Consider the following 20,846-nt stretch of genomic DNA (forward strand, 5'->3'; position numbering starts at 1 on the left):
GTGGCTTTATTCAAAAAACAACAATGGCACTATTGCAAATTTCAGAGCCGGGTGAATCGGCAGATCCACATCAGCATCGCCTCGCGGTCGGTATTGATCTCGGTACGACCAACTCCCTGGTGGCCACCGTGCGCAGTGGCGTGGCCGCCGTGCTTAACGACAAACAGGGCCGCTCCTTGCTGCCTTCCGTAGTGCGCTACGGTGCCGAAGGCAAAATTGATGTGGGCTACGAGGCGCAGGCGAGGCAATCGCTCGACCCGAAGAACACCATCGTTTCGGTCAAGCGCTTCATGGGACGCGGGCGCCGCGATATCGCCCATGTCGAATCCATGCCCTATGATTTCATCGACAGCGAGGGCATGGTCAAGCTGCGCACGGCGCAGGGCATCAAGAGTCCGGTCGAGGTGTCGGCCGACATCCTGCGCGTGTTGCGCCAGCGTGGCGAAGAGTCGCTGGGCGGCGAATTGACTGGGGCAGTGATTACGGTACCGGCCTATTTCGATGATGCGCAACGGCAGGCGACCAAGGATGCGGCGCGACTGGCCGGGATCAATGTCCTGCGCCTGCTTAACGAGCCGACCGCGGCGGCGATTGCCTACGGTCTCGATAATAGCTCCGAAGGCATCTACGCCGTGTTCGATCTCGGCGGCGGCACCTTCGACATTTCCATTCTCAAACTTTCCAAGGGCGTGTTCGAAGTGCTCGCCACTGGCGGCGATTCGGCCCTGGGCGGCGATGATTTCGACCAGCGCGTGTTCTGCTGGATTATCGAAGAGGCAAAGCTGGCGCCGCTCTCGGCACAGGATGCGCGCTTGCTGCTGACGCGTGCCTGCGAGGCCAAGGAATATCTCACTTATCATGGCGAAGTGCCGATTACCTTGAGACTCGGTAGCGGCGAATATGTGGACCAGAAAATTACCACGGAAGTCTTTAGCTCCATCACGCAAACACTTATTGAAAAGACATTGAAGCCGACGAAGAAAGCGCTGCGCGATGCCGGCCTCTCGGTAGATCAGGTGAATGGCGTGGTGATGGTCGGCGGCGCGACGCGCATGCCGCAAATCCAGCACGCCGTGGGCGAGTTCTTCAAGCAGGAGCCGCTCAACAATCTCGACCCGGACAAGGTGGTGGCCCTCGGCGCCGCGATCCAGGCCAACCTGCTGGCCGGCAACCGCAGTGCCGATGATGACTGGCTACTGCTCGACGTGATTCCGCTCAGCCTCGGCATCGAAACCATGGGCGGCCTGGTCGAGAAATTGATTCCGCGCAACTCAACGATTCCGGTGGCGCGGGCGCAGGAATTCACCACTTTCAAGGACGGCCAGACCGCAATGGCGATCCATGTCGTGCAGGGCGAACGCGAACTGGTCTCGGACTGCCGTTCGCTGGCGCGCTTCGAATTGCGCGGCATTCCGTCCATGGTCGCCGGCGCGGCACGCATCCGCGTGACCTTCCAGGTAGACGCCGACGGGCTGCTGTCGGTCTCTGCACGCGAGCAGACCACGGGCGTCGAAGCGCACGTCGAAGTGAAGCCTTCCTACGGCCTTTCCGATGGCGAGATTGCCAACATGCTCAAGGACAGCATCAGCCACGCGGCGGACGATGCTTCGTTACGCGCGCTGCGTGAAAAGCAGGTCGAGGCACGCCGCTTGATTGAAGCGACGACTTCAGCGCTCAAGGAAGACGCCGAATTGCTTAGCGCCGGTGAACGCGCAAGAATCGATAGCAATATCCAGACGCTGGAAGCCAGCATCAAGGAAGATGACAGCCGTGCGCTGTCGGTGGCGATGGATGCCCTGATCGCCAGCACCGAGTCGTACGCTGCTCGCCGCATGAACTACAGCGTAAAGAAAGCACTCGCCGGCAAAACAATCAAGGAATTGGGTTAACGCGCATGCAATGTTGCTGCACCACTGATGATAAAAGAGCGCAAAGGCCAATTGAACGCCCCCCACCCCCATCCCCCGCCCCGGGGCGGGGCTACCAATCAGCTCGTTACGCTCGGCTAATACAAATCGCTTCACTTTACGTTCTTTCACGCTAATGACTCAGGTAATCGTTCTGCCACATCCCGAAATCTGCCCCGATGGCGCTGTCATTGATGTGCCGCCGGATCAGTCCCTTTGCTATGCACTGCTGCAAAACGACATCCCGATCGAGCATGCCTGTGAAATGTCCTGCGCCTGCACCACCTGCCATGTCATTGTGCGCGAGGGCTTTGCATCGCTCGACCCCTCGGAGGAAGACGAGGACGACCTGCTTGACAAAGCCTGGGGTCTGGAACCGAATTCCCGCTTGTCCTGCCAGACTTATGTCAAGGACACGCCGCTGGTGATCGAGATTCCGAAATACACCATCAATCAGGTCAAGGAAGGAGGAAAGAAATGATCTTTCCCCCTTCCTTGAGGGAAGCACAAGCGCTTCCCTCAGGAAAATTGATGGACCCACCCCCTTCCCCCGCCCCAAGGGCGGGGGCAACTAGTCACCTCCCCCTCGCGGAGGGGAAGGCAGGGTGGGGGAGCATATATTTCCACGCTTGTGCGGACGGCCCTGCGGAGGCGGCAAAATGAAATGGACCGATACGCTCGATATTGCGATTGCATTGATCGATGCGCATCCCGACATTGACCCGACGAAAATCAATTTCGTCGACCTGATGCGCTGGGTGGTTGCGTTGCCCGGTTTCGAGGACAACGACAAGCACTGCGGCGAAAAAATCCTCGAAGCCATACAAATGGCATGGATCGAGGAAGTCGAATAAAGATTCAAGATGCAAGAGGAAAGGTTCAAGCAACACCCTTGTGCCTTGAACCCTGAGTCTTGGCCCTGAATCTTGTTAATCGATACCCACTGCCACCTCGACGCAACAGAATTTGATGCCGACCGCGATGCCGTGATGGCGCGTGCGCATGCCGTCGGTGTTATGCACATCGTGGTTCCAGCCGTGGAACGGGCCAATTTCGACAGGGTTGCCGCGCTGTGCCGGCAATACCCCGGTTGCAGCCCCGCTTACGGCATCCATCCGATGTATGTTGACCGCGCACTGGCCGCAGACCTGGACGTGTTGCGCGAAACCCTGCGCCGCGAACAGCCGGTCGCCGTGGGTGAAATAGGGCTGGATCGTTTTGTCGCCGATCGCGATGACGTCCGGCAGGAGTTCTACTTTGTCGAGCAACTCAAGATCGCACGCGAATTTGAGTTGCCGGTACTGCTGCATGTGCGGCGTGCCATCGATCCCATCCTGAAACACCTGCGCCGGATTCACGTGCCTGGCGGCATCGCCCATGCCTTCAACGGCAGCCGCCAGCAGGCCGACGAATTCATCAAGCTGGGCTTCAAGCTCGGTTTCGGCGGCGCGATGACCTGGCCGCGCGCCAGCCGTCTGCGCGAACTTGTCGTGGTCCTGCCGCTGGAATCCATCGTACTGGAAACCGATGCGCCGGACATTCCGCCAGTATGGGTGGGCCGGGAGCGCAATGAGCCAGTGGAAATCGCTGCGATTGCGCGGGAGATTGCCGCACTGCGTAAAATCGATGTGTCGGCGTTGGTCGCCGCCACGATGGCCAACGCCAAGGCCGTACTGCCGCGCTTGTAAGCTTTACACTAAGGAATTACCGAACAAGCCCGTTCGCGCTGAGTCCTTCGACTTTGCTCAGGACAGGCTTGTCGAAGCGCAAGCCGCTCCAGCACTGGGCTTCGACAAGCTCAGCCCGAACGGTAAGGTACTTAATTGGCATTTCCCTAAACGCATGGATAAAATTGATATCGAGTTTCTGCAAACATGGGTCGGACGGAAAAATTTCGTCGCTGACGATCTGAATCCGTTTGCGGCGCGCGCGCTGGCGGCCGCGCTGGATCATCCGACTTCGCCGGGCAAGGGCGATCCGCTGCCGCCTTCGTGGCATTGGATGTATTTTCTCGATACGCCATCGGCTTCCGGCACTGGGCACGACGGGCATCCCAAGAAGGGCGGCTTTCTGCCTCCGGTGCCCTTACCGCGCCGCATGTGGGCGGCAGGTAAACTGGAAATCACACAGTCGCTGATGCTGGGGACGCCGGCCATGAAAAAATCGACGATTCGTTCGGTCGACCTCAAGGAAGGCAAGTCCGGCACACTGGTTTTCGTCACTATTGAACATGCGTTATACCAGAATGACAAGCTCTGCATTCTCGAAGAACAGAATCTGGTTTACCGTGACATGCCCACCGCGCCAGCGCCATTGCCACCTGGCGATGCCGCGCCCAAGGATGCGGATTGGGTAAAGACCATAGTGCCGGATCCGGTGCTGCTGTTCCGTTTTTCGGCGCTGACTTACAACGGACACCGCATCCATTACGACCGCGAGTACGTGACGCGGGAAGAGTTTTATCCCGCGCTGGTCGTACAGGGCCCGCTGTTGGCGACTTTGCTGCTTGATCTGGTCGGCGCGCAGGTGGCCGACAAGCGCGTGGCGAAGTTCAGCTTTCGCGCCGTGCGTCCTGCCTTCGACACTGCCTCATTCACCGTGTCGGGCAAGCGTGAGGGCGATCGGGTGGGTTTGTGGACTTCCGATCAGGAAGGCTTTACCGGCATGACGGCCCAGGCAGTTCTGGTCTGAACGCGTGTCAGACTGACTCAGAACCTTAAACCGGCTGCCGCTGCCAGCCAGCTTCGATCGCGGGCATTATTGAAATAACCGCCCCAGGTCGGGGTCCACGTCACGTCGCCAAAGTACATTTTGCGATAGGTCGCGCGCAACGACATCCCCAGCGTTCGCCGGCCCTCGTTGAAACCGTTGTCGTAAGACCAGCCGCGCACGTCGTGAGTAAAAGTCATGGCGGGCGTGAAGTCGACCTGGTCGATGATGTTCGGATAACGCAAACCGGCTCTCAGGCGGTAACCCCACGCCCGTCTCGAAACGTAACCCTCCTGGCTGCACTGAATGGCCGCTGAACCCGGTTCGCAAACGCCATTCACCGGGCCGACGCCGAAGGCGTCCTGGCGGCCGTAGCGGCGCGTTGCCTGATCCGGCAGGTCGTTCATGTATTTCAAACCGGCTTCGGCGGCCAGCATTGCTTCCTCGGCCCCGAGCAGGGAATGAAACTTGTTGCTGACGGAAAGCTGGGCTTGCGTCACTTTCCGTCTGTCATAGCCGTGGAATACTCCGCCCAATGGGGTGGCGGTGCCATCCGCGCGCAGGGTGGTCGGGGCCGTGTTCGAGACGAAAGCGCGCAGCAACTCAGTCGCATTGAAGACGACAGGTTGGTTGGGACGATAAGTCAATTCGCCTGCTATTGTCAGATCATCTCGCTTTGTCGAGAAGGTGAGGCCGAGCATGCGAATCCGCTCCGGATACTCGGTGAAGTAAAGCGGGTTTTTCCCGTCGGGATCGTTCGGCAGAAATGGGAAAGGCGGAATGACGCGAGCCGTCTTGATGGCGCTCGCGACCGGCAGCCGGCTGTGATATTCCGCAAGGAGAATGCCGAAATCAGTGTCGAGTTCCGGAATCTTGCGGGTCAATGAAAGGCCGAATTCGCCACTATCGGAAACGTCGGGTGTTGGGGCTCGCTTGGCCAACAGTCCCGCAGAGACTGCGGTGCGATCTGATATTGCGGAGGAAGGTACGACTACGACGCCATTGCAGCCTGGCGCCAGATAATCGTAGGTCGAGAAAAAGGTGCCGCACCCATCAAGCGCCGTGGGACGGAAACGAAACTGATAAAAGCCTTCAAGCGCGGTGCTTTCATCAAGCGCGAGTTTGCCGTATAGCGCAGGGATGGGAACCAGCATTTCTTCTGGCAGCGCGCCGGCACGTCGGACGGCGGGCAGGTCAACTGGATTGAGCGCCGAGATTCCGCCGGTGATGGTCCAGCCCGAACCCCAGGGCAGGAACTGCTGGCCGAGGCGCAGTGCAAGCGGTTTGTCCCAAGGCTCGAACGAACCATAAACGTAAACATCCTGAAGGACGGCGCCTGAAAACTTGGCGCGTTCCGAGAAGCCGGTATCGCGTAATGGGTGGTTGGCAGAATAGCCGTTTGGAAGGTTGCCGAATGCGGGGTTGGAATCGCCGAGGGTGAGTTCATGCCACAGTTTCGCCCTTGCCGCGACCCCATACTTGCCTCGCCTGAGATCGACGCTGCCGACGGCCTTGGCGACGGTCGATACCGTGTCTCCCTTGTTGAAGTTGAGTTCGCCATCGTCGGTATTGCTGCCGCCCACGGCAGTGCCGGTTACGCCGACGCGGCTGCCGTTACCGCGTTGAATCAAGGCGGAGTCACGGTTGTCGGTGCGGATCGTGGTGCCATAAGTCAATCCGCCATGAAACGTGAGATCCAGTCCGCCGGCATTCAGATCAATTGCGTTGCCTGGCACGGAATGGGCGGAGCATGCTGCGATAAAGGTGGCGATAAGCCATCGGGGAAAGTCCGGACGGCTGCTTGAATGGCAAGGGTTGGATTTGCAAATAATCGCCGTGTTCAATGTAAACCTTTCAAATTGAAGTCCTGCATGTCCCATGAGTCGGCAGTTTGCAGCGACCGTACGTAAGCCGCGACATCCGGGTCCTGAATGAAGTCCGCCGCCGAACTCATCGTCAGCAACTGATCGAGCGGCAGAGGGCGGCAGATAACAAATCCCTGCACGTGATCGATACCGATACTCACCAGTGCTTTCAGGGTATCGAGGTCTTCAACCCATTCCGCGATGCTTTGCATGCCGAGGTTACGCGAAAGATCGCTGATCGCGCTCACGATTGCCATGTTGGCCGGGTGCGAAATGGCGCCAATAACAAACTGGCCGTCGATCTTGATGGCATCAGCGGACAGCTGGCGCAGGTAAGAAAACGATGTGTAGCCGGCGCCGAAATCGTCCAGTGCGAGCCTCGTTCCGAACTTGTTGGCGCGTTCGACAAAGCGCCTCGAATGCTCGATATCGTTCAGGGCGACGCTTTCGGTGATTTCTATGCAGAGCTTGCGGGCTGCATTGGGATGATCCGCCAGCATGGCAAAGACATCCTCGACGAATCGGGCATCATTCATGGAGCCACCGCTCAGGTTCACGTTGGCGACGCGCGTGTTCCCCAGTTGATTATGATGATTCTCCAGCCACTCAAGAGCTGTCAGAAAAACCCATCTGTCAATGAGCGCAATGCGCCCGCTTATTTCCGCTATCTTGATCATCTTGAAGGCCGAGATGATGTCGGAGGTTTCGGAATCCTTCATGCGCAGCAGGAACTCGAAATTCAGCGATTGGTATGGTTCGCTCAAGGACATGAACGGTTGTGCGTACAGCAGCAAGTCCTTGGGGAATTCGTTTTGCTCAATCTGCTGCATTATGCGCAGTTCTTCGGCACGTTCCGCAAATTCCGCCGCATTCTTGCGATACACCACAACGCTATTAGCCCCAGTTGCCTTTCCGCTCCGGCAGGCACGGTCGGCAGTTGAAATCGCATCGCTGAGTCTGGTGGCTGGCGCAACTTCGATAAGACCGATGGATGCGTTCACCAAAAACGCCTTTTCATCGGCATGGAACAATTGATTGAAAATGTGGCCGATGATGTCGTGGCATTGCGTTTCGCATGCGGCAATATCATTGCTGTCGAAAATGATCACGAATTCGTCGCCGCCGACACGTCCCAGATGCTGCATCCCCGGCTGCAGCATGGCGTTGATCTGTTTGCATATCTGCTTGAGAACGGCGTCTCCCGTGCCATGCCCGTGCAGATCGTTTATCAGCTTGAAGCGGTCAAGATCGATATAAGCCAGCGCCAGCGTTCGGCCGCTCAGTCGATTGAACATTGCCTCAAGACCGCGGCGGTTCAGCATGCGGGTGAGGGGGTCGTGTTCGGCGAGAAACTGCAGTTGCTCGGTTGCCAGTGTCCGCTGTGTGATGTCCTGCAGGGAGCCTTCAATCTGGTCGTTGGCGGACGTCGCCCGAACCAGAAAGCTGCGTTTATGTTCGCCATCAGTCAGCGATATTTCCATTTCGCAGGTGGTTTCCAGTTCCAGCGCCCGGGCAAGCTTCTGCCATGACTCCATGCCGAATATATCCGCCCAGATCACGTTGGGAGTGGCAGGTCCCCCTACCATCGCCTGCAACGAGGGATTGATGCGCAAAAAACTCCCATCCCTGTCAAGCGTGAACAGACCAATCGGCATGGCATCATAGGTTTTGCGCAGTTCCGCCTCTGCCTTGCGTTTCGCAATCCGATCCTGGCGTATCTGTTCTGCTATCGCCAATGCCGCCATAAGGCTTGAAATCAGTGCGGCAGTAACGCTGTTGAAAATTCCGATCAGCGCCCCGATGCCGATCGAGGCGGCTATGACTTCATTGAAGTTCGCCGCTACGGTTGTGGCGATCGACAGTGCATACCATATTGCCACTGTGGACTGTGTGACCATCAGGATGCGGGCAATCGCAAAAATGATGCTGCCAACCGAAAAGACCGAAAGTGCCCAGAACACCGGCAGAAAGTATCGGTAAGGCATAATCAGGGCACAGATCAGCAGCGGAAAAATGGACCACCGTACCCAGGTCAACAGCCGGGAACAGCCGACCTGTTTCAACTCGGTTGCAAACAGGCGGCTGAACAGGATGATCGTCAGCGCGCAGTAGCTTGCCATCGCCATGCGCCGCAGCGGGAATATCCAGTCGAGCGGGATTTCCTGTCCGAACCAGAGGGTATCGAAGCCTGCGGACAAGGCTGCTATCCTCAGGTTGGCAACCATCCATGCCGCAAACAAGACATGAATCCACTCGCGGTTGATCAACGCGGTGAGGGTAATGAAAATGGTGAGGATGGCCAGGCCGCCATCGAGCAAGCCGCTATCCCTATCAAACGCTCCCTGGGATTTAATGAAGCCGTTTAACGGCCATTGTTGAACTGTGATCCGCGCCGGACCTGAAAACTGTGCATTGCATATCAAGCGGGATGTTTTGTCCGTCGAGAGTGCAAGTGCGAAGTCGGCTTTGGCACGCACCAGCATGCCTGTCGTGCCGATTTGTCCGGCTTCGCCGAGGGGGATCAGGGTATCGGCATCCCAGCATGCAATGCGCAACGCATGACGTGAAGGAAAGGCCAGAATCGAGGAGGAAGCCGCCATCCCGGCAGCGGGTGAGAACAGCAGCCAGAACGGTTGTTCGGAAAGGTGGGTCTGCATCTCGTACACATTACCAACGTCCATGTTACGGAGTTGATACCTTGCTGCCGCAGGATCAAAGCCAATGCCCGTTTTCGGTTCTTCCAGGGCCAGAAACGGAATTGATGCCGCGCTGCTGAATTCCTTGTAATGCGCAGGCCATGCAAGCGCGGCAACGAAGGTCATGATGGTGATCGCAGCGGGAACCAGCAGGGCGGAAAAACCAAAAAGCAAGCTGTCTGCGACAGACGTTTCCGCCCACATGGAACAACTTGTCAGCTTGCCGAAAATCCCCCTGATTATGCGTTTTAACGACACTCGAAAGGTTCTCTTGTATTGTTTTCTCCATGTAAATTTAACAGTTTATTAGTCCATTGCGCGACAAGAATCGGCACCCGGCGATCAAATAAAATGCCGCATATCCATTGGCATAACTCAATATGGATATGCGGAAATGCGAAACGCATCAGGTGCCGGCGAGATGCGGCGTGAAGCCTGATTTGGCGGGGGTTTGCAGCGGGTAGAAGGTTTCCATAATTGGACTGGGTGTTTGCAGCACAGGATAGCCTTCAATGTCGATATCCGGATGTTCGGTGAGGAAAAACAACTTGTACAGAGGGTGTGAAAGGGCGCGCCAATGGTTCTCGACTGTGGCTACCTCGATAGCCATGACCTTGTGCGGTATATTTCCCACATGTGCCATAGGGACGTAGCCGGCTTCAGGCAGAATGTCCTGGAACGTGAATGTTTCATACATCTGATCCAGCGGCGGGCGGGCGGTAATCACGATCCAGTCCACGCCAACATTGCGGCAATAGGCCAGTACCGCTTTGAAAAGCAGCGATTTGACCAGGCTACCGCGATCCCGCTGGGTCACACCCAGGCGGGTCGCTTCGACCAGCAAACTCCCGTCGATCCAGCTCGGAAGCGCCACCGAATGCTCTACGCTCAGTTGCCTGGATTGGTTGGACTGTATGCGCATCGATCCGATTGGCTGACCATCGAATTTCGACTCGGCCAGGAAGACCGTGGTCGTCGGGTCGAAATCGCATGCCTCCGGTTCCTTGAGCTTCCCAGCCAGTTCGGGGACATGGCGACCATACGCAACATGGCGAATGGCAACAGCCTTGCGGATGTCGGCTTCGCTACGTGCAATCCGTATCGTGAAGGGAAGGCGTTCTTCGGTAATCGTGGATGCGGCGGAAACGTGCTTGATGGACTCCAGCTTCATGGTGATTCCTCCTGATTAAATTTGGCTACTTGGATGAAAGTTGGCCGACTAATGTGAAATCGAGCCGGTTAAACATGCAACTACGACATAAAGACTTTATGTTTTCAAAGCCTTGTCGGTCAAAGTACAGACTCTTTGTTAACAATTGTCAATGGCCGGATGTTGTATGTCTGCATGCCGGGTAGTTGTCCGCGGCCGGCAATACACTATTTCGCTAATACCAGGACTTGAAAAAACATCGGACAGCCCCAACTCAAACCGGTTGTTCAATTCTGTGAGGATTTGCCATGTCACAAGCTGCGTCCGCAACCCGCGAAACGCTGGGATTCCAGACCGAAGTGAAGCAACTGCTTCACCTGATGATTCACTCCCTTTATTCCAACCGTGAGATTTTCCTGCGCGAGCTGATCTCGAATGCCTCCGATGCCTGTGACAAGCTGCGCTTCGAGGCGCTCGACAATGGTGCTTTGTTCGAGTCCGACCCCGAGCTCAAGATACGCATCGGTTTCGACAAGGCGGCGCGCACGTTGACCATTATTGATAACGGCATCGGCATGAGCCGCGACGAGGCGATCGCCAATCTGGGCACCATCGCCAAATCGGGAACGCGCGAATTCTTCTCCCATCTCACCGGCGACCAGAAGCAGGACGCCAATCTGATTGGCCAGTTCGGCGTCGGCTTCTATTCCTCGTTCATTGTCGCCGACAAGGTGACGGTGCTCAGCCGCCGCGCCGGCCTGCCCGCCGATCAGGGCGTGAAATGGGAATCGGGCGGCGAGGGCGATTTCAGCGTCGAACAAGTGGAACGCGCCGCGCGCGGCACCGAGATCACACTCCATCTGCGCGAGGGGCAGGACGATCTGCTATCGGGCTGGAAACTGCGCGCGCTGATCCGCAAATATTCGGATCATATCGTCCAGTCCATTGTGATGAAGCAGGAGAAATGGGACGAAGAGAAAAAGGAACAGGTCGTCACCGAAGAGGACGAGACGGTCAACCAGGCCAGTGCGCTGTGGGCGCGGCCCAAGAGCGAGATCAGCGACGAGCAGTATCGAGAGTTCTACAAGCATGTCGGCCATGACTTCGAGGATCCGCTGGCGTGGACCCATGCCCGCGTCGAGGGGCGCAGCGAATACACGCAGTTGCTCTACATTCCCGCACATGCGCCATTCGATCTCTACGACCGCAACCAGCGCCATGGTGTCAAGCTCTACGTCAAGCGCGTCTTCATCATGGACGATGCCGAGCAACTGTTGCCGGCCTACCTGCGCTTCGTGCGCGGCGTGGTCGATTCGAGCGACCTGCCGCTCAACATCTCGCGCGAGATATTGCAGGAAAGCAAGGATATCGAAGCGATCCGCAGCGGCTGCACCAAGAAGATTCTTGGGTTGCTCGATGACCTCGTGGCCAACGATGCCGAGAAGTACAAGAAGTTCTGGCAGGCCTTTGGCCGTGTGCTGAAGGAAGGCGTCGCCGAGGATATGGTCAACCGCGACAAGGTGGCCGGTCTGCTGCGCTTTGCTTCAAGCCATGCCGATACGACGGAAGAAAACGTTTCATTGGCTGACTACATCGCACGCATGAAGGAAGGCCAGGAAAAGATCTACTACGTTACGGCGGAAAGTTTCAATGCCGCGAAGAACAGCCCGCATCTGGAAATCTTCCGCAAGAAAGGTATTGAAGTGCTGCTGCTGTCCGACCGTATCGACGAGTGGGTCGTGACGCATCTGCACGAGTTTGACGGCAAGCCGCTGGTGTCGGTGGCGAAGGGCGGGCTGGATCTGGGCAAACTCGAAGACGAGGCCGAGAAGCAGGAGCAGGAACGCGAAGCCGGCGAATTCAAGGAACTGTTGGAGAAAATCAAGAAATCCCTGGGCGAGCGCGTGAAGGAAGTACGCATCACCAATCGCCTCACCGATTCACCGGCTTGCCTGGTGGCCGATGAGCATGATGTTTCCGGCAATCTGGCGCGCATTCTCAAGGCGGCCGGGCAGAGTGCGCCGATAAGCGCGCCCAACATGGAGATCAATCCCAAACACCCGGTGGTATTGCGCCTGCGCTATGAGGAAAGGAAATTCGACGACTGGGCGGCGGTGCTGTTCGATCAGGCACTCCTCGCCGAGGGAGGGCAACTCGATGATCCGGCCACCTTCGTCAAGCGCATCAATGATCTGATGCTCGCGATGTCGCTTGCAAGCTGAAATTCATATCCTTTCAATTTCTTTGCAAAGACTGATCGGGTTCTTCGTTTGCTCGGAGCCCTTCGACTCCACCCAGTACGGGCATTTCGAAGGGCGTGGCTAACTACTATAATGTTGAGCGTAATGTCAGCGTGTGGTTGGACAGGTTCACCGTGAACCAAGTTAATCATCACACGCTGACGATAAGGTCCTGCCGGAATACTAACTGCAGCCATTCCTGAACGTGATTTTCATCACTGCACGATTGTCTCGATTTGCCGACTCAATATATCGTTGTTATTAAAGCGTGATTTAAAAATGCGTCAAAATTTGTCGGCGCCAACCGACAGCCAAGACTCAATCTCGTTTGAATCTTCTTGATTGGATATTGATTTAAAAGCGTTTGTTGTTCTGGCATGGACATTGCGGAATTAAGGTGACCATTTTTTGGTCGTGATTTGAATATTCAAATCGATTCTCAATCCATCGTTCCCGCTAAAGTTCGTCGGGAGCAACGAAAAAAGGAACAAAAAATGAAACTCTTCAATGGCTACTCGAGAGCATTGACATGGTTTGCGGCTTCGCTGTTTGCCGCCCTTATGGTCGGATGTGGAGGTGGGGGTGGTGGCGGGGGTGGTGCGGCGTCAGGCACCCTGGGCGTATCCCTGACCGATGCGCCATCCTGCGGCTTTGATGCGGTGAATGTGACTGTCGTCAAAGTGCGGGTTCACCAGAGCAGTTCTGCTTCTGATACCGATGCCGGCTGGACCGATATAACGTTGAATCCGGCGCGGAAAATCAATCTGCTAAATCTTACCAACGGAGTACTCGACAACCTTGGCGAAACACCATTGCCGGCGGGACATTACACGCAACTGCGCCTGGTGCTGGACCCGAACACCGCGGCAGGCATGACCAACTCCGTTGTTCCCGCGGGCGGGGTCGAGACTCCGCTCATCACCCCGAGCGCGGTGCAAAGCGGGATCAAGCTGATCAATGAGTTCGATGTCACATCCGGGCAGCGTGTCGACCTGGTGCTGGATTTCGACGCTTGCAAGTCAGTCGTGAAACGCGGAAATGGAACCTATGCGCTGAAGCCGGTGATCAAGGTAGTCCCCTTCGCGGTGAATGGCATTGACGGTTTTGTCGATACAGCATTGCTCGGCAGCAACGTCATGGTCACGGCACAACAGGATGGCACTGTAGTGCAGACTTCGGCCCCGAATGCACATACCGGCGAATTTTTCCTCGCTCGCCTCGCGCCCGGAAACTACGATGTGGTTCTTACCGCAGACGACCATGCCACGGCAGTTATCGCCGCAGTGCCGGTGGCGAGCACCACCAGTACTGTCAACGTCAGCGATAACGTGACGCCGATCACGCTGCCGGCGTCTGCCACCCACGTCGTCAGCGGTGCGGAAACCTTGAATCCTGCGAGCTCAACCACGACCGCCTACGTGGCAGCAAAACAAACATTCGGCAGTGCTCCGATCGTGACGGTGAAGTCCGTCGCCGCGGATGATTCCGCGTCCGGTGCCTATTCACTGACCTTGCCCGTTGACGCGCCACTGCTCGGCCAGTACAGCGCGACGCTCCCAATTGCGCTTGCACCCCAAGTCAGCGTGGCAGGTCAATACACCATCGAAGCGTCGGCGACAGGCTACCAGACCCAATCGGTCAGCCAGGGCCTTTCAGGCGATGTAACAGTGAACTTTACTCTGGTGCCGTAAACTAACCCGCGCGAGACAATAAGAATCCGGAGTTGCTCAACAAAGCCTCGGCAGCAGCCGGGGCTTTTTCTTGCCTGAGGCTTTCCGGTCTTCCATGTCCCGGCCTGATCGCGTCGCAGCCCTCTCACGGCAATCTGGACCATTCCCCTTGAAACTCGGACTATGACTTGAAGCCGCGAAGGCACTGGCGATGGGCTTTGCCGCGCTTGTCCTTGCAGGCCTGCTCTGCCGCCTGCCGCGTCTCACACTGAATCGCATTCGGCGCGTGGCTGCAATCCGGTGGCGGCATTGCTTCACGGAGGCAGGCACCGCGGGCCTGCCCCTGCAGGCTGCTACAGGCTTCGCGGGCGGCTTGCAGCGCCGCGCAGCGGCGCGGGTCGCGGGCAATGCTGCAATCTGCCTCGTTGCCGAAAGCGATGCCGTATGGCGTCGCGATGACGATGCCGAACAAACAACAGAAAAACAGACGTTTCATGGTTGCGGTCTCCAGGGGAAAGCGTTGCTGTGACAATATCATAACCCGTGTCGATATTGGCTGATGGCCGCATCTCGGCTATAGTGCCGTGATGAATAAAGTTCTCGAATCGGCAGTACCCAAGGAGCATCGTCTCACCCTGATCGAGGTGCTGGACGCGCTTGTCGCCGGCGGCTTGGTGGCGGCTGATGCCGGCGAGAAATTCAAGCAGGAGCGGCGCTACTTCAAAGGCGATTCCCACCCGCTGACCATCATCGCCGAACAGCGCTGGAAATCACTCAAATTGCCGCACAAGGTGCTTGATCTCGAAACGCTGACGCAGTGGCTCGCCGAATGGGTGAACATGGCTTACTTCCACGTTGACCCGCTCAAGATCAATTTCTCGGCAGTGACCGAGGTGATGAGCAATGCTTATGCCGTACGCTTCCGCGTCCTGCCGGTGGAAGTGCGGCAGGATGAAGTGGTGATCGCCACGGCCGAACCGTTCCAGCGCGCCTGGGAGGCTGAACTCAAGTCGATCCTGCGCAACAAGGAGATTCGCCGCGTCATCGCCAATCCCAATGACATCGCGCGCTATCAGGTCGAGTTCTACAACCTGGCCAAGTCGATCAAGGGCGCGGCGAGCAAGGCGGAATCAGGCAGCGGCAGCAACTTCGAGCAATTGGTCGAACTGGGCAAAACCAACAAGCAGTTCGATGCCAACGATCAGCACATCGTCCGCATTGTCGACTGGCTGTGGCAGTATGCATTCGACCAACGCGCTTCGGATATTCATGTCGAACCGCGGCGCGAATTCGGTGTCGTGCGCTTCCGTATCGACGGTATTCTGCATCAGGTCTATCAGATCCCGATTTCGGTGCTGAATGCGATGACCAGCCGCATCAAGATTCTCGGCCGCATGGATGTGGTCGAGCGGCGCCGCCCCCAGGACGGGCGCATCAAGACGCGGACCCCGGACGGGCAGGAAGTCGAGTTGCGGTTATCGACCCTGCCGACGGCCTTCGGCGAAAAGCTGGTGATGCGGATTTTCGACCCCGATGTGCTGGTGAAGGACTTCACCGATCTTGGTTTCGGCGAAGACGACCTTGTGCGCTGGCGGCAAATGACCGTGCAGCCCAATGGCATCATTCTCGTCACCGGCCCGACCGGTTCGGGCAAGACGACCACGCTGTACACCACGCTCAAGCAACTGGCCACCGAGGATGTGAATGTGTGCACCCTGGAAGACCCGATCGAAATGGTCGAACCTTCCTTCAACCAGGTGCAGGTGCAGGCCGATATCGGCATGGGTTTCGCCGAAGGGATACGCGCATTGATGCGGCAGGACCCGGACATCATCATGGTCGGCGAAATCCGCGATCTTGAAACCGCCAACATGGCGATCCAGGCGGCACTCACCGGCCACCTGGTGTTATCCACACTGCATACAAACGATGCCCCGACGGCGATCACGCGCCTGCTCGATCTTGGCGTTCCCTATTACCTGATACAGACTACCGTGCTCGGCGTCATGGCGCAGCGACTGATACGCACGCTGTGCCCGAAGTGCAAGCAGGCTGCCGGTCTGCGCGAGGAAGACGAGATCGCCTGGAACGGCATGGTGGCGCCGTGGAAATCGGCCAAGCCGACGACGCTGTATCGTCCGGTCGGCTGTCTCGACTGCCGCCGTACCGGCTATCAGGGCCGTATGGGGCTCTATGAAATATTTACCATGACGCCGGAAATCCGCAAGCGTATCGATGAACATACGGACCTTGCCGCCGTGCGCGAACAGGCGTTGCGCGAGGGCATGAAACCGCTGCGCATTTCCGGCGCGCGGAAAGTCGCCGCCGGTCTCACCACCATCGAGGAAGTGCTCAAGGTCACGCCCTCGTAAGAGGACTCAAATGATGGGGCCGAGTTCGACCGGGAACTGAGTTTTAAACCTTGAAACCGCAGTAGTTTGAATATCGAAAATCCGCTCATCCTTCGACAGGCTCAGGACGAACGGATTTTCTTTGCGTCACCTGCTGGGTGATTCTACCGTTCGCCCTGAGCAGCCCGCGCAGCGGGCGTGTCGAAGGGCTTGCCCGTGGGCAACTGAGGTTTTTGTGTTGAAATGCAGCCAATCCGGTATCGCCAAGGCGCGCCGTCCCCAATCTATAGCTTCGTTAGCTTCTGGGGTTTACTATTGCGCTGTGTAGCCTGAATGGCCTTTTCAATCTGGGCAACGATTTCTGTTGCAGTCGATGAGTCGACTAGAAAGCTGCCCTTCATCTTGGCCACCGCGGTTAGCTGTGTGGTGGTAGCAGTAAGCGCTTCAATTTCAATTTCGATGTTACGGTCACCCGCCTTCGCATTGATCCGTTCGCCCTGGGCCACCTTTTCGGTCGAACCCAAAGTCATGGACATTTGTTTCAGGGCCAGTCGTGCCGCAACGCTTACTTTTGGCAACGGTTCGCTAAAGGTGCGATGCACATATCCACTGAGTCGATGTTGCGCGGCAGCGCCACCCCCGATGCTGGCTGCCGTGAAAGCAATTGGGGCACAAGCGGACAGCGCAAACAGAAGCAGGATCGGTGTGAGTTTCATAGGATGCGGCAACGTATCATGGGCCTATCCTTGGTATCGAGCACATTCAAATACCAATTGCCAATAAACTCACGTTCTGCACGAGTCTTTTGGCTGCCGCTATAACAGCGAACGCAAGATAATCGGTGTCCGGGCTATATGCCCAATAATGGCCAGAAACGAAAGCTTGATAGTGCGTTCAAAAGTGTTTAAAAGCAGAAAGAGCCAGGATGACACCCGAGAGAATAAAAGCCGCAGAAAAGTTTGGCGCTGCCTTACACGATCTTACTAACGAAGTAGAGATGTGGCAGACCAATAAGAATCGAGCCGCCGCAGCTTCCTTCGGTATTGCACTGGACCACCACGCGGCGATAGTGTTCCTTATGAAGAACACGTTTTATTCGTCGAGCTTTGCGTTGTTGCGGATACTCTTCGAAACCTACTTGCGTGGGCTTTGGCTGAAGCATTGTGCTACCGACGCGCAGGTGTCGGGATTCTTTCGAGGAGACGAACCACCTAAAACGATGATCGTAGAAATCGAGTCCACTGAGGCGTTCAAGAGCGGGGTTCTATCGCGTATCAAAAAAGCTAATTGGAATGCTATGTGCGATTTTACGCATACCGGTGGGCTCCATCTTCAACGGTGGCAATCACAAGATGCGGTTGAACCGACATTTGAACCAGACGAACTAGAAGAATGTCTGAATTGTGCTGAGTTATTCGGAGTAATGGCTGGGTTAGAGCTCGTTCAACTGAGCAAGTCTGGCTCTGATGGAGCTGACGTTCTGCAATTGATGAAGAGTAGATGGCCGTAACAGCTCTCATGCAAACGTTGAACGTCTGCAAATTAGCAGCCATGAAGTCCGGTTTGGGCACTTCGGAGACATAGCGGTTTCTGGAGTTCTGAGGGAATCAAGGCGAATCCGCCGCACCATAACATGCCATCACAATATCAATCACGAATTGCCGGTGGCCCTTATTATTTGCTCAATTGCCGCATTGCCCGCTCCAGCCCGGCCAGCGTGAGCGGGAACATGCGTTTGTCCATGATGTCGTCGATCAAGTTGATCGACTGGCGGTATTCCCACAGGCGTTCCGGTTCGGGGTTGAGCCAGGTTGCCGAGGGGTAATGATCCAGTAGCCGCTGCAGCCAGACTGCGCCGGGCTCTTCGTTGCTGTATTCGATGGAGCCATTGGAGTGGGTAATCTCATAGGGGCTCATGGTGGCGTCGCCGACAAAGATGAGCTTGTAGTCATGGCCGAACTTGTGCATGACATCCCACAAGGGAAATTTCTCGGACCAGCGCAGATGATTATTGCGCCAGACGAAGTCGTACACGCAGTTGTGGAAGTAAAAGTATTCGAGATGCTTGAATTCCGACTTGGCTGCGGAAAACAATTCTTCGCAGACTTTGATGTGGTCGTCCATCGAACCGCCGACGTCGAGAAACAGCAGCACCTTGATCTTGTTGTGGCGCTCGGGCCGCATGCGCAGGTCGAGCCAGCCGGCGTTCCTCGCCGTGTCGCGGATGGTGCCGTCGAGATCGAGTTCCTCGGCCGCGCCCTCGCGGGCGAAACGACGCAGGCGCCGCAACGCCACCTTGATGTTGCGCGTGCCGAGTTCGACGGAATCGTCGAGATTGCGGAATTCGCGCTGCTGCCATACTTTCACCGCGCTGCGGTTCTGCGATTGGCCGCCGACGCGGATGCCTTCCGGGTGGTAACCGCCGTTGCCGAAGGGGCTGGTGCCACCGGTGCCGATCCACTTGCTGCCGCCGTGATGGGCTTCCTTCTGTTCCGCCAGCCGCTTGGCGAACTCTTCCATCAGTTTGTCCCAGCCGAGTTTTTCGAGAGCGTTTTTTTCTTCCGGCGTGAGATGTTTTTGCGCCATCGCCTTCAGCCATTCTTCGGGCAGGTCGACATCGAAGCCGGGCAGGGCGGTGATGCCTTTGAAGTATTCGCCGAAGGCCTGGTCGTATTTGTCGTAATTCGCTTCGTTCTTGATCAGGCAGGTGCGCGACAGGTAGTAGAAGTCGTCGATGCTGTGGCCGCCGACGCGCGCCTGCAGGGCCTCGATCAACGTCAGGTATTCGCGCGTCGATACCGGCAGCTTGCGCTGCTTGAGATGCAGAAAAAAATCGATCAGCATGATGGTTTTCAGCTACTGGTAGAGCAACACAGTGATGTCGAAACATGCAATAAGTGACCGTCATTCCGGACGCCGCGTCTGCGGCAAGCCGGAATCCAGCGACTTTTTAAGACCCTGGATTCCCGCTCCCCGACTAAAGCATTCGGGGACAGGCTCCGCGGGAATGACCAAAGGGAATCCTCGTGGGATGACGTTTCAAAATTAACGTGTCTCGACACTAGGATTCCATCACTGAAACTTTAGCGGCCCTGTGCGGCCATGAACATCAGGCGCTCGAACAGATGCACGTCCTGCTCATTCTTGAGCAGGGCGCCATGCAGCGGCGGTATCGCAATCTTGCGGTCGGTGGAGCGCAGAGCTTCCGGCGGAATGTCTTCGGCCATCAGCAGCTTGAGCCAGTCGATCAGTTCCGAAGTCGAGGGCTTCTTCTTCAGTCCGGGTACGTCGCGCAAGTTGAAGAATACTTCCAGAGCTTCACGCAGCAGCGTTTTCTTGATGTCGGGGAAATGTACGTTGACGATCCTGGTCATCGTCTCCTTGTCGGGGAAACGAATGTAGTGGAAGAAGCAGCGGCGCAGAAAGGCGTCGGGCAGTTCCTTCTCGTTGTTCGAGGTGATGAAAACCAGCGGTCGTTGTTTGGCGCGCACCGTCCGCTGCGTCTCATAGACATGAAACTCCATGCGGTCGAGTTCGCGCAGCAGGTCGTTCGGAAACTCGATGTCGGCTTTGTCGACTTCGTCGATCAGGATCACGTTTTGCGTGTCGGCCTCGAAGGCCTGCCACAACACGCCGGGCACGATGTAGTTGGCGATGTCCTTGACCCTGTCGTCGCCGAGTTGCGAATCGCGCAGGCGCGACACTGCGTCGTACTCATAGAGGCCCTGCTGCGCCTTGGTGGTGGATTTGACGTGCCATTGCAGCAATGGCAGATTCAGCGCGCTGGCGACCTCCTCGGCGAGCATGGTTTTGCCGGTGCCGGGTTCGCCCTTGATGAGCAGCGGACGTTGCAGGGTGATGGCGGCATTCACTGCCATCATGAGGTCAGGTGTAGCGATATAAGTGGAACTGCCGGTAAATTCCATGGCGGGCGGGGGGAAATGATTAGCGATAGGCAATTATCGCCCGAATTAACCCAATCATTGAAGTTGTTGCCAGGACAGATTTCGAAATGCTGTTTTCCTGATATTGATCAACTACCGCACATGCCCACACCCCATGAGTGGTGTTACGGTGAGATAAGTCAGCCCGGTTCAGGGGCGGCACTGGGCTTATCAGGTAAAATTACAAGTTCGCGAAGGTGGCGGAATTGGTAGACGCACTGGATTTAGGTTCCAGCGGGGAAACCTGTAAGGGTTCGAGTCCCTTCCTTCGCACCATATCAACCGCCACTGCACATATAACAGCCTTTCGGGAA

At 56.8% G+C, this 20,846-nt stretch carries 16 protein-coding genes and 1 tRNA gene; 10 read left to right on the top strand and 7 right to left on the bottom strand.

The features are described 5' to 3' along the window. Positions 1-23 precede the first annotated feature (23 nt). From hscA to K5E80_RS00695, 5 genes are all read left to right on the top strand, one after another. Complete coding sequence (gene hscA, locus K5E80_RS00675; protein ID WP_220634342.1) at positions 24-1,889, top strand: Fe-S protein assembly chaperone HscA; 1,866 nt, start codon at positions 24-26, stop codon at positions 1,887-1,889. A gap of 154 nt (positions 1,890-2,043) precedes the next feature. Beyond that, entirely contained in the window at positions 2,044-2,388 is a 345-nt protein-coding gene (gene fdx, locus K5E80_RS00680; RefSeq protein WP_220634343.1) for an ISC system 2Fe-2S type ferredoxin, read from the top strand. 178 nt (positions 2,389-2,566) lie between these two features. Next, entirely contained in the window at positions 2,567-2,761 is a 195-nt protein-coding gene (gene iscX / locus K5E80_RS00685; RefSeq protein WP_220634344.1) for a Fe-S cluster assembly protein IscX, read from the top strand. A 72-nt stretch (positions 2,762-2,833) separates the two neighbouring features. After that, positions 2,834-3,595: a TatD family hydrolase gene (locus K5E80_RS00690; protein ID WP_220634345.1), complete on the top strand. Its 762-nt coding sequence runs from the start codon at positions 2,834-2,836 to the stop codon at positions 3,593-3,595. A 154-nt stretch (positions 3,596-3,749) separates the two neighbouring features. Then, positions 3,750-4,598, top strand: a complete 849-nt coding sequence (locus tag K5E80_RS00695; RefSeq protein ID WP_220634346.1) for an HTD2 family dehydratase — start codon at positions 3,750-3,752, stop codon at positions 4,596-4,598. A gap of 17 nt (positions 4,599-4,615) precedes the next feature. On the opposite strand, the gene K5E80_RS00700 is transcribed toward K5E80_RS00695, so the two are convergent. The 3 genes from K5E80_RS00700 to K5E80_RS00710 form a co-directional block, all read right to left on the bottom strand. Further along, positions 4,616-6,496, bottom strand: coding sequence for a DUF1302 domain-containing protein (locus K5E80_RS00700; protein ID WP_343213217.1), 1,881 nt, complete (start codon positions 6,494-6,496; stop codon positions 4,616-4,618). Next, on the bottom strand, positions 6,457-9,351 hold the full coding sequence (locus tag K5E80_RS00705) for a putative bifunctional diguanylate cyclase/phosphodiesterase (RefSeq protein WP_220634348.1): 2,895 nt from the start codon (positions 9,349-9,351) through the stop codon (positions 6,457-6,459). The genes K5E80_RS00700 and K5E80_RS00705 overlap by 40 nt, the downstream gene beginning before the upstream one ends. 232 nt (positions 9,352-9,583) lie before the next feature. After that, positions 9,584-10,348 (bottom strand): N-acyl amino acid synthase FeeM domain-containing protein, encoded by a 765-nt coding sequence (locus K5E80_RS00710; RefSeq protein ID WP_220634349.1) that lies wholly within the window; start codon positions 10,346-10,348, stop codon positions 9,584-9,586. Positions 10,349-10,635: 287 nt separating this feature from the next. Here K5E80_RS00710 and htpG point away from each other — a divergent pair, with 287 nt between their 5' ends. Then, entirely contained in the window at positions 10,636-12,549 is a 1,914-nt protein-coding gene (gene htpG, locus K5E80_RS00715) for a molecular chaperone HtpG (protein ID WP_220634350.1), read from the top strand. A 512-nt stretch (positions 12,550-13,061) separates the two neighbouring features. Further along, entirely contained in the window at positions 13,062-14,258 is a 1,197-nt protein-coding gene (locus K5E80_RS00720; protein WP_220634351.1) for a DUF4382 domain-containing protein, read from the top strand. A gap of 160 nt (positions 14,259-14,418) precedes the next feature. Here K5E80_RS00720 and K5E80_RS00725 read toward each other — a convergent pair whose 3' ends face one another. Continuing rightward, the gene (locus K5E80_RS00725; protein ID WP_220634352.1) at positions 14,419-14,733 is read right to left on the bottom strand and encodes a hypothetical protein; all 315 of its coding nucleotides are present in this window, start codon (positions 14,731-14,733) and stop codon (positions 14,419-14,421) included. 91 nt (positions 14,734-14,824) lie between these two features. Here K5E80_RS00725 and tfpB point away from each other — a divergent pair, with 91 nt between their 5' ends. Beyond that, a complete protein-coding gene (gene tfpB / locus K5E80_RS00730; RefSeq protein WP_220634353.1) occupies positions 14,825-16,609 on the top strand; it encodes a type IV pilus assembly ATPase TfpB in 1,785 nt (594 codons plus the stop codon). Positions 16,610-16,872: 263 nt separating this feature from the next. Here the strand turns inward: tfpB and K5E80_RS00735 are convergent, their stop codons facing one another. Next, a complete protein-coding gene (locus K5E80_RS00735; RefSeq protein ID WP_220634354.1) occupies positions 16,873-17,304 on the bottom strand; it encodes a DUF3568 family protein in 432 nt (143 codons plus the stop codon). 209 nt (positions 17,305-17,513) lie between these two features. Between K5E80_RS00735 and K5E80_RS00740 the strand changes: the two genes are divergently transcribed. Next, positions 17,514-18,098 (top strand): DUF6988 family protein, encoded by a 585-nt coding sequence (locus K5E80_RS00740; RefSeq protein WP_220634355.1) that lies wholly within the window; start codon positions 17,514-17,516, stop codon positions 18,096-18,098. 164 nt (positions 18,099-18,262) lie between these two features. Here K5E80_RS00740 and K5E80_RS00745 read toward each other — a convergent pair whose 3' ends face one another. Continuing rightward, entirely contained in the window at positions 18,263-19,432 is a 1,170-nt protein-coding gene (locus K5E80_RS00745; protein WP_220634356.1) for a vWA domain-containing protein, read from the bottom strand. Between the two features lie 239 nt (positions 19,433-19,671). Beyond that, positions 19,672-20,547, bottom strand: coding sequence for an AAA family ATPase (locus tag K5E80_RS00750; protein ID WP_246590813.1), 876 nt, complete (start codon positions 20,545-20,547; stop codon positions 19,672-19,674). A 176-nt stretch (positions 20,548-20,723) separates the two neighbouring features. Here K5E80_RS00750 and K5E80_RS00755 point away from each other — a divergent pair. Beyond that, positions 20,724-20,808: transfer RNA gene (locus K5E80_RS00755), tRNA-Leu, on the top strand. Positions 20,809-20,846: the final 38 nt, after the last annotated feature.

It is taken from the genome of Georgfuchsia toluolica, assembly GCF_907163265.1.
Lineage (GTDB): Bacteria > Pseudomonadota > Gammaproteobacteria > Burkholderiales > Rhodocyclaceae > Georgfuchsia > Georgfuchsia toluolica.

Coding starts and splice junctions, on each gene's coding strand:
- fdx (WP_220634343.1), top strand. CDS start 2,044: ATGACTCAGGTAATCGTTCTGCCACATCCCGAAATCTGCCCCGATGGC.
- K5E80_RS00735 (WP_220634354.1), bottom strand. CDS start 17,304: ATGAAACTCACACCGATCCTGCTTCTGTTTGCGCTGTCCGCTTGTGCC.
- K5E80_RS00745 (WP_220634356.1), bottom strand. CDS start 19,432: ATGCTGATCGATTTTTTTCTGCATCTCAAGCAGCGCAAGCTGCCGGTA.
- tfpB (WP_220634353.1), top strand. CDS start 14,825: ATGAATAAAGTTCTCGAATCGGCAGTACCCAAGGAGCATCGTCTCACC.
- K5E80_RS00700 (WP_343213217.1), bottom strand. CDS start 6,496: ATGGGACATGCAGGACTTCAATTTGAAAGGTTTACATTGAACACGGCG.
- iscX (WP_220634344.1), top strand. CDS start 2,567: ATGAAATGGACCGATACGCTCGATATTGCGATTGCATTGATCGATGCG.
- K5E80_RS00740 (WP_220634355.1), top strand. CDS start 17,514: ATGACACCCGAGAGAATAAAAGCCGCAGAAAAGTTTGGCGCTGCCTTA.
- htpG (WP_220634350.1), top strand. CDS start 10,636: ATGTCACAAGCTGCGTCCGCAACCCGCGAAACGCTGGGATTCCAGACC.
- hscA (WP_220634342.1), top strand. CDS start 24: ATGGCACTATTGCAAATTTCAGAGCCGGGTGAATCGGCAGATCCACAT.
- K5E80_RS00695 (WP_220634346.1), top strand. CDS start 3,750: ATGGATAAAATTGATATCGAGTTTCTGCAAACATGGGTCGGACGGAAA.
- K5E80_RS00720 (WP_220634351.1), top strand. CDS start 13,062: ATGAAACTCTTCAATGGCTACTCGAGAGCATTGACATGGTTTGCGGCT.
- K5E80_RS00710 (WP_220634349.1), bottom strand. CDS start 10,348: ATGAAGCTGGAGTCCATCAAGCACGTTTCCGCCGCATCCACGATTACC.
- K5E80_RS00725 (WP_220634352.1), bottom strand. CDS start 14,733: ATGAAACGTCTGTTTTTCTGTTGTTTGTTCGGCATCGTCATCGCGACG.